Here is an 8,043-nt window from a genome sequence, read left to right on the forward strand (position 1 = left end):
ATCCGCCGCATCGGCCTGTTTCATCTCTCCTTTGTCACTGGACAGCCCAAGAACCTCGAACAGCTTGAACAGCAGCGATAGGACGATACCGATAATCGTGGCAAGCGCCATCCCCTTGAGCTGAACACCGTAAATAGTAAGGGTCGTTCCGCTAATGCCCACCACGAGCACGAGTGTTGCCAGAATCATATTGGCCGGCTTCGAGAAATCGACCTTCTGTTCCACAAAGATGCGGAGCCCGGAGGCAGCGATCACGCCGAACAGCAGCAGCGACACGCCCCCCATAACCGGCAGCGGGATGTTGGCGATGATGGAAGAGAACGTGCCGGAGAACGAGAGTAAAATGGCGATAACCGCCGCTCCTCCGATGACATAGACGGAATAAACCTTCGTGAGCGCCATAACGCCGATATTTTCGCCGTACGTTGTATTCGGTGTGGAACCGACGAATCCGGAGATAATGGTCGAAATGCCGTTGCCCATAAGCGAGCGGTCCAGACCGGGATCCTTGGCAAGGTCTTTGCCCACAATATTGCTGGTTACAAGCAGATGCCCGATGTGCTCGACGATGACGACAAGGGATACCGGAATGATAGTCAGAATAGCGTGCCAGTCAAAGGAAGGTGTCGTAACGGTCGGATGGGCAAAAAAATGCGAGTTCGCGATTGCCGCAGTATCAACCCTGTGCATAAGATAAGCCAGCACGTAGCCTGTGACAATTCCGATCAGAATATGGATGATCTTCGGAAAGCCGCGGAACAGAACCGCTCCGATAACCGTCACGCCGAGAGTGACCATCGAAAGGGTAATCGCGCCTGAATCGGGCTTCCACTCCACAGCGCCGGAAGGAGCAATGAGGCCGGCCATTCCTGCGGCCACCGGCACAAGCTCCAGTCCAATGGTAGCGACGATGGCGCCCATCACCGCAGGTGGGAATACGATGTCAATCCAGCCCGTTCCGGCATAGCGTATAATCAGGGCGACAATCACAAAGATTACTCCCGTTACGATAAAAGCGCCAAGGGCAAGCGAGTAGCCGTGACGGTGATCGCCTTGATGCGGAGCCAGAACAGCGGTAACCGGCGAGATAAAAGCAAAGCTGGAGCCAAGGTAAGCGGGGATTTTGCCCCGGCAGATTAATATGTACAGCAGTGTCCCGATCCCGTTCATCAGCAGAATCATGCCGGGGTCAACCCCGAACAGGTTGGGCACAAGCACAGTGCTGCCGAACATGGCGAACAAATGCTGGAGGCTCAGGAGAAACCCGGGGCCCAGGGGGAGTCTTTCGCCTACTTGAATTTCGTGTTGCAAACCATTCACTCCTCTTTTTGTGTTAAATCTTGACGCGGCTTGTAAGGAAATGCGCCTTAACTAGATTAAATAGATCGCATGTTTTTTTCAACAACATTTTTATAAAATTCGTTATTTTTTTCACAAAATCCTAATAAATCGTTCAGAAATGCCATCGTGTGGCAAGTGTTGACGTAATCCGCCGCAAGCGTCATAATAATAGGAAACTTTCAGTATAAGGGAAGTTGTCGGCTTTTTTAAAATGAAAAGAACCGAACCCTGCCTGCGGATGCGCAAAATACGCGGGTTCATTTTATTATAGAAAGGACACGGATACGACGAGTATGGGCATTGAGCGATTACTTGAAAAGGCCGGAGCTTATATAAAAGAAAAGGATCTTCCACGCATACAGGAGGCTTATAAATTTGCCGATCAGGCCCATCAAGGCCAGGTGCGGAAATCGGGGGAGCCGTATATCCTGCATCCGCTTGCGGTGGCCGATATCGTTGTAGGCATGCAAATGGATGTCATCTCCATTATTGCGGCTCTGCTGCATGATGTTGTGGAGGATACGACAGTATCGCTTGAGCAGATCCGTGAGAAATTCGGAGATACTTGCGCCATGCTCGTGGACGGCCTGACCAAGCTGGAGCGTATTCGTTTCCGGTCGAAGGAAGAACAGCAGAACGAGAATTACCGCAAAATGTTCATCGCCATGGCACAGGATATCCGCGTCATTGTCATCAAACTGGCGGATCGGCTGCACAATATGCGGACGCTAAAGTATCAATCGGAAGAAAGCCAGCGCCGTATCTCTTACGAGACACTGGAGATTTTTTGTCCCATCGCGGACCGGCTCGGTATTTCGGCCATTAAATGGGAGATGGAGGATATTGCTCTCCGCTACCTGAACCCCCAGCAGTATTACCGGATTGCCAATCTGATGCACAAAAAGCGCGCCGAGCGCGAGCAGTTTATCGACAGCTTCATCAGCCGTATCCGCGTCAAGCTGGATGAAATGGGCATCGAAGGCGATCTCTCGGGACGGCCCAAGCATATTTACAGCGTGTACAACAAAATGTCGACCAAAAACAAGCAGTTCAACGAAATTTACGATCTGCTGGCGATACGCATTATCGTTGACAACATCAAGGATTGTTATGCCACGCTCGGGATTATCCATACCCTGTGGAAGCCAATGCCAGGCCGTTTCAAGGATTATATCGCCATGCCAAAAGCGAACATGTACCAGTCGCTGCATACGACAGTCGTAGGTCCTGGCGGCGAGCCGACGGAAGTTCAAATCAGAACATGGGAAATGCATCGGACAGCCGAATATGGGATAGCAGCACACTGGGCATACAAGGAAGGAAGCGGCACGTCCGTCAATCCTGAGAACCGGATGCCTTTTTTTCGCGAAATTTTGGAGCTGCAGCATGAAGCCAAGGACGCTTCGGAATTTGTTGAATCACTGAAAATGGACTTTTTCTCCGATCTTGTCTTCGTCTTCACGCCAAAAGGGGAAGTTATCGAATTGCCTGCGGGCTCCGTGCCGCTGGATTTTGCTTTCCGGATTCATACGGAGGTCGGCAACCGCACGATTGGAGCCAAGGTGAACGGACGGATTGTACCGCTTGACCATAAGGTGAAGACCGGCGATATCGTGGAAATCCTGACCTCGAAGCATTCTTACGGGCCGAGCAGGGACTGGCTGAAGATCGCCCAGTCTTCGCATGCGCGGAGCAAGATCAAGCAGTGGTTCAAAAAAGAGAAGCGCGAGGAAAATGTCGAAAAAGGACGCGAAGCGATCGAGCGCGAGCTGAAACGGATCGGAACTGAGCCTTCGGATTGGATGTCGGACGACAAGCTGCTGGAAGCGGCGAAAAAGTTCGCTTTTAACGATATCGAGGATATGCTCTCCGCAGTGGGCTTCGGCGGTATTACAGCGGCGCAGATCGCTACCCGCCTAACCGAGAAGCTTCGTAAGGAGCAGGAGGAAGCGGCGGCCGCGCATCTGGAACTGACGACCGAGAAGAAGGAAATCAAGGTCGCCGAGAAGCGCAACCAGCCGACGAACGGTGTACGCGTCAAGGGAATTGACAATCTGCTGGTCCGCTTCGCCCGATGCTGCAATCCGGTGCCGGGAGACGATATTGTCGGTTACGTCACGCGCGGCCGCGGCGTATCCGTACACCGCTCGGACTGTCCGAACATCAAGGCGGAGGAGAGCGAGGAAGCGGCGCGCGTCATCGAGGTCGAGTGGGAAGGCAGCATGGAAGCGAATTACAGTGTTGATATCGAGATTACCGGCCACGACCGGAACGGCTTGCTCAATGAAGTGCTGCAGGCGGTATCCGAGAGCAAGACGAATATTTCGGCGGTCACCGGCCGTTCCGACAAGAACAAGATGGCCATGATTCATATGACGATTCTGATCCGCAATACGGATCATTTATATTCGGTAGTGGAAAAGGTGAAGCGGGTAAAGGATGTCTACACGGTTCACCGGATTATGCAGTAAGTTTAGGAGTTGTGGCAGCAATGAAAGTGGTTGTGCAGCGCTGCAAGGAAGCGCGGGTTACAGTGGGGGAGGAGACCGTCGGGGAGATCGACGAAGGCCTGATGCTCCTGGTTGGAGTGACCCATGAGGACACGGAGAATGACGCTAAGTACCTTGCGGGCAAAATTGCAGGGCTGCGTATCTTCGAGGATGAAGCGGGCAAAATGAATCACAGCGTGAGTGAGACGGGCGGATCGATTCTGTCTGTGTCGCAGTTTACATTGTACGGCGACTGCCGCAAAGGGCGGCGGCCGAACTTTATGGCAGCGGCGGCCCCTGCGGAAGCGGAGCGGCTATATGACTATTTTAACCGGGAGCTTGAGACGCTCGGATTGAAGGTCGAAACAGGCGTTTTTGGCGCGATGATGGATGTATCCCTGATCAATTGGGGACCGGTTACGCTAATACTGGACAGCAAGGGGTAGCGGAAGCTGGTGATGTAATTTCGCTTGGGCGGATATGATATGAAACGGATGGCTGAGAGACTTTAAAAAGTTCTCGGACCATCCGTTTTCTTGTTGGATAGGCTGCGGACAGCCGGGGCAAACTTCAAATGAATCACATGCGAGCAAGAAGTCAAGGAGTGCTAAGAATGAGACAGTCGCCGAAAGCCTGGGCTTGGAGAACTCTAGCGGTTTTTCCGGTTGGAAGCTTTGTTGAAGCTTCCGCAAATGCAAAGGAGTCCGAATGGCTCAGCAAGCATGTGCTGAAGGGAAGAAGCCGCAATTTGCTGCCGCGCTCGTGATTAAAAGGGGCCGCAGCAAGCGGCTTTCTTCGTTCTGCGGGGTTAGAAGGACGCTGATTCCGGGTAATAAAACAACGAGGCCAAGAACAACAGAAGGGAGATTAAAGCCGCTCCGAATCAAGGTGACTGACTGGGTGACGTTATGACTCTAAATTAAGGGAGGCGATAATCATGACTAGACGGATTCAGGCTTATTTCAGAACGGAAGATGAGGCGGAAGGAGCCAAGACGGCGCTGTTATCATTCGATGCGGACGGGCTGGATGTATGGGCGTTAACCGATCCGCTGGGGCAAGACCGGCGGCTCCTGGTTCCCCTCATGCCGGCGAATAATTTGGCGGGAAGCGGTTCTACCTTTGCCGCCTTCGGTGCGGCTCCTGCGGCAGTACCCGTGGCCGCGGGTGACGCTAACGAGGACAGCGCGCCGGTGAATGGCAATGACCATCTGGGCAGGGATGATCTCCGTGCAGACCGGATGTACGCTGATGGGGATTTGGACAGTCTGCATTTTGTTATGGAAATTAAAGTGTCGGACGAAGATTTCAACGGGGTGGTGCATACCCTTCGGAGCAAAAATGCATTTGTCGAAATTTTTGATTAAAAATTAGGAATGGTGTCGGCGAAATAAAACGCTTTCTTTTCTGTAATATAAGAGTAATATTTCATTCATGTTTGCTTAACATAGTGTGTTTATAATAAACGCATGACCCCCTTTTTTATAATATATAGGATTGGACCTGCGGCAATCGGCTGCAGGTCATTTTTTTGCCGAGTGATGGGCTGTGAACGCAGTAGGTCAGAGCCAATAAAAATTGCTGAATAAAGTCGATTCCTTACCTTGACTTTAACGCAGTGGTTCAGTAGAATCTAACAATATACGGCATAATATTGTTTTGATGACGGGACCCAGTAATTCGGCACCCACAACCCCAGAGAGGAATCCCACGTTGATATTTACACTGCCTTCAGAAGAAATCAGGCGTAAATATTACTTGGCTGCAAGGATTCTGTTGATGAGCGAATGAATGACCTCCCCGAGAACGCACGGTGAACAGCGGCGATTGCCGCATCAGTAGCCGACCTTGCGCGTAGGCGGGCGTTAACCGCTTGAGCGGACCGAAACCTTGTGTTTCCGGCCGGAATGTGGGTGGTACCACGGGTGATCATCGTTAGCGATAATCCCTCGTCCCTGTTGATGAACAGGGCGGGGGATTTTTTAATGGGCAATTCATTGTGGTTAAGGGCATTTTCAGGAGGGATCAGCAGTGGCTAAAGAGAGATTCGAGAAGCCGACCGGCACGCAGGATCTGCTGCCAGGTGCGGTGGAAAGATGGCAGTTCGTTGAAGAGAAGGCCAGAGATTTGTGCCGGCGCTTCAATTATCGTGAAATCCGGACCCCGATGTTCGAGCATACGGAGCTGTTCGAAAGAGGCGTCGGCGAGACGACCGATATCGTGGAAGGCGAAATGTACACTTTTAAGGACAAGGGAGACCGGGATCTGGCGCTTCGTCCGGAAGGGACGGCCGGTGTCGTCCGCGCTTATGTACAGAACAAGCTGTACGGAGAGCCGGATGTGAGCAAGCTGTATTATATCGGCCCGATGTTCCGCTACGAGCGTCCGCAGGCGGGCAGATACCGCCAGTTTCACCAGTTCGGCGTGGAGGCATTCGGCGCGGTTGATCCGGCCATCGATGCAGAGGTGATTTCGCTTGGCTACCAATTCTGCAAGGACCTGGGTCTCAGCGGCGTCCGGGTTGAAATTAATTCCGTCGGCAACATTCCCAGCCGGGCCGCCTACCGCGAGAAGCTGCTGGGCTTCCTTCGCCCAATGAAGGACAGCCTGTGCAGCGATTGCCAGCGGCGCATGGAGCGGAATCCGCTGCGCGTGCTGGACTGCAAGATCGATCAGGAGAAATTCGTAGATGCCCCGTCTATTTTGGACAGCCTTGATGAAGAGTGTACGGTTCACTTCGCCAAGGTAAGGGCACATCTGGAAGCTATGGGCATCGAGTACGTCGTCAATACGCGGCTCGTACGCGGACTCGACTACTACACGCATACGGCGTTCGAGTACAAGGCGGCCGGAATTGGCTCGATCGATACGGTCGGCGGCGGCGGGCGGTATAACGGTCTGGTTGCCGAAATTGGCGGACCGGACCAGCCGGGCATCGGCCTTGGCATTGGCCTTGAGCGCATTCAGCTTATTCTAGAGAACCAGAAGGTGGAGCTTGGGGAGTCCAAACCGCTGGATGTATATCTCGTAGCGCTTGGCGAAGAGGCGGAAGCTGAAGTTACCAAGCAGCTGTTCATTCTGCGCAGCCTGGGCTTCTCCGCAGAGCGCGATTATCTGGGACGCAAAATGAAAGCCCAGATGAAATCCGCCGACCGCATGTCAGCGCGTTACACCGCGATTCTCGGCGAAGAGGAGCTGCAGCGCGGAGAGATCGCCTTGAAGTCGATGGCGACCGGGGAGCAGCGCACGGTTAAGCTGGAAGAGCTGGGACAGTCTCTTATATAGGGCGGTAGTAATAACATTAATTCTGTAATCACAAATAGAGATTTTTATTTGAAAGGGTATGATAAAGCATGCAAAGAAGCCATAACTGCGGACAGTTGACGACGGAACATATCGGACAGACGGTTACACTGAACGGCTGGGTTCAGACCCGCCGCGACCTTGGAGGCGTTCTGTTCATTGACCTTCGCGACCGGAGCGGAATTGTGCAGATCGTCTTCAATCCCGATTATTCCGGCGAAGCGCTGCAAATTGCCGACAAGACACGAAGCGAGTATGTTATCGCCGTTACCGGTCAAGTAGTCAAGCGCGATCCGGAAACCGTTAACCCTAATCTTCCAACCGGCGAAATTGAAGTGCGCATTACCGAAATCGAAGTGCTGAACGCCGCCAAGACCCCTCCGTTTTTTATTGAAGACGGCGTGGAAGTGGACGAGTCGCTGCGCCTGAAATACCGCTATCTTGATCTGCGCCGTCCGGAGATGCAGAAGACGCTGCTGCTCCGTTCGAAAGCGGCCAAGATTTTCCGCGATTTCCTTGACGGGGAAGGCTTCATCGACGTTGAAACGCCAATTCTGACCAAGAGCTCGCCGGAAGGCGCCCGCGACTATCTCGTGCCAAGCCGTGTGCATGAAGGCGAATTTTTCGCCTTGCCGCAGTCGCCGCAGATTTACAAACAGCTGCTGATGGTCGGCGGCGTGGAGCGCTACTACCAAATCGCCCGCTGTTTCCGCGACGAGGACCTGCGCGCCGACCGGCAGCCGGAATTTACGCAGGTGGACATCGAGACGTCGTTCCTTTCCCAGGACGATCTGCTGGCCATGATGGAGCGCCTGATGCAGCGCCTGTTCAAAGAGACGGTTGGCGTAGATCTCGCCCTGCCGTTCCAGCGTCTGACTTATGCCGAGGCGATGGGCAAATACGGCTCCGGC

The 8,043-nt window shown here is 53.2% G+C and carries 7 protein-coding genes; 6 read left to right on the top strand and 1 reads right to left on the bottom strand.

From position 1 onward, the window contains the following. The coding region (gene uraA / locus L691_RS0123050) for a uracil permease (RefSeq protein ID WP_025692649.1) at positions 1-1,311 on the bottom strand (1,311 nt) is incomplete at its 3' end. A gap of 323 nt (positions 1,312-1,634) precedes the next feature. On the opposite strand from uraA, the gene L691_RS0123055 reads away from it, so the two are divergent. The 6 genes from L691_RS0123055 to aspS all read left to right on the top strand — a co-directional run. Continuing rightward, positions 1,635-3,812, top strand: coding sequence for a RelA/SpoT family protein (locus L691_RS0123055; RefSeq protein ID WP_025692650.1), 2,178 nt, complete (start codon positions 1,635-1,637; stop codon positions 3,810-3,812). 20 nt (positions 3,813-3,832) lie between these two features. Beyond that, positions 3,833-4,276: a D-aminoacyl-tRNA deacylase gene (gene dtd, locus L691_RS0123060; RefSeq protein ID WP_025692651.1), complete on the top strand. Its 444-nt coding sequence runs from the start codon at positions 3,833-3,835 to the stop codon at positions 4,274-4,276. 167 nt (positions 4,277-4,443) lie between these two features. Further along, on the top strand, positions 4,444-4,596 hold the full coding sequence (locus tag L691_RS32255; protein WP_156934323.1) for a hypothetical protein: 153 nt from the start codon (positions 4,444-4,446) through the stop codon (positions 4,594-4,596). Between the two features lie 171 nt (positions 4,597-4,767). Continuing rightward, positions 4,768-5,196, top strand: a complete 429-nt coding sequence (locus L691_RS0123070) for a hypothetical protein (protein WP_025692652.1) — start codon at positions 4,768-4,770, stop codon at positions 5,194-5,196. Between the two features lie 664 nt (positions 5,197-5,860). Next, positions 5,861-7,114, top strand: coding sequence for a histidine--tRNA ligase (hisS, locus tag L691_RS0123075; protein WP_025692653.1), 1,254 nt, complete (start codon positions 5,861-5,863; stop codon positions 7,112-7,114). 68 nt (positions 7,115-7,182) lie between these two features. Next, on the top strand, positions 7,183-8,043 hold an 861-nt coding region (gene aspS / locus L691_RS0123080), incomplete at its 3' end, for an aspartate--tRNA ligase (RefSeq protein ID WP_025692654.1).

The sequence above is a fragment of the Paenibacillus zanthoxyli JH29 genome (genome assembly GCF_000520715.1).
Classification (GTDB): Bacteria; Bacillota; Bacilli; order Paenibacillales; family Paenibacillaceae; genus Paenibacillus_AQ; species Paenibacillus_AQ zanthoxyli.

What these genes read in the sequence shown, in the direction of transcription:
- L691_RS0123055 (WP_025692650.1), top strand. Translation starts at nt 1,635, where the DNA reads ATGGGCATTGAGCGATTACTTGAAAAGGCCGGAGCTTATATAAAAGAA.
- dtd (WP_025692651.1), top strand. Translation starts at nt 3,833, where the DNA reads ATGAAAGTGGTTGTGCAGCGCTGCAAGGAAGCGCGGGTTACAGTGGGG.
- L691_RS32255 (WP_156934323.1), top strand. Translation starts at nt 4,444, where the DNA reads ATGAGACAGTCGCCGAAAGCCTGGGCTTGGAGAACTCTAGCGGTTTTT.
- L691_RS0123070 (WP_025692652.1), top strand. Translation starts at nt 4,768, where the DNA reads ATGACTAGACGGATTCAGGCTTATTTCAGAACGGAAGATGAGGCGGAA.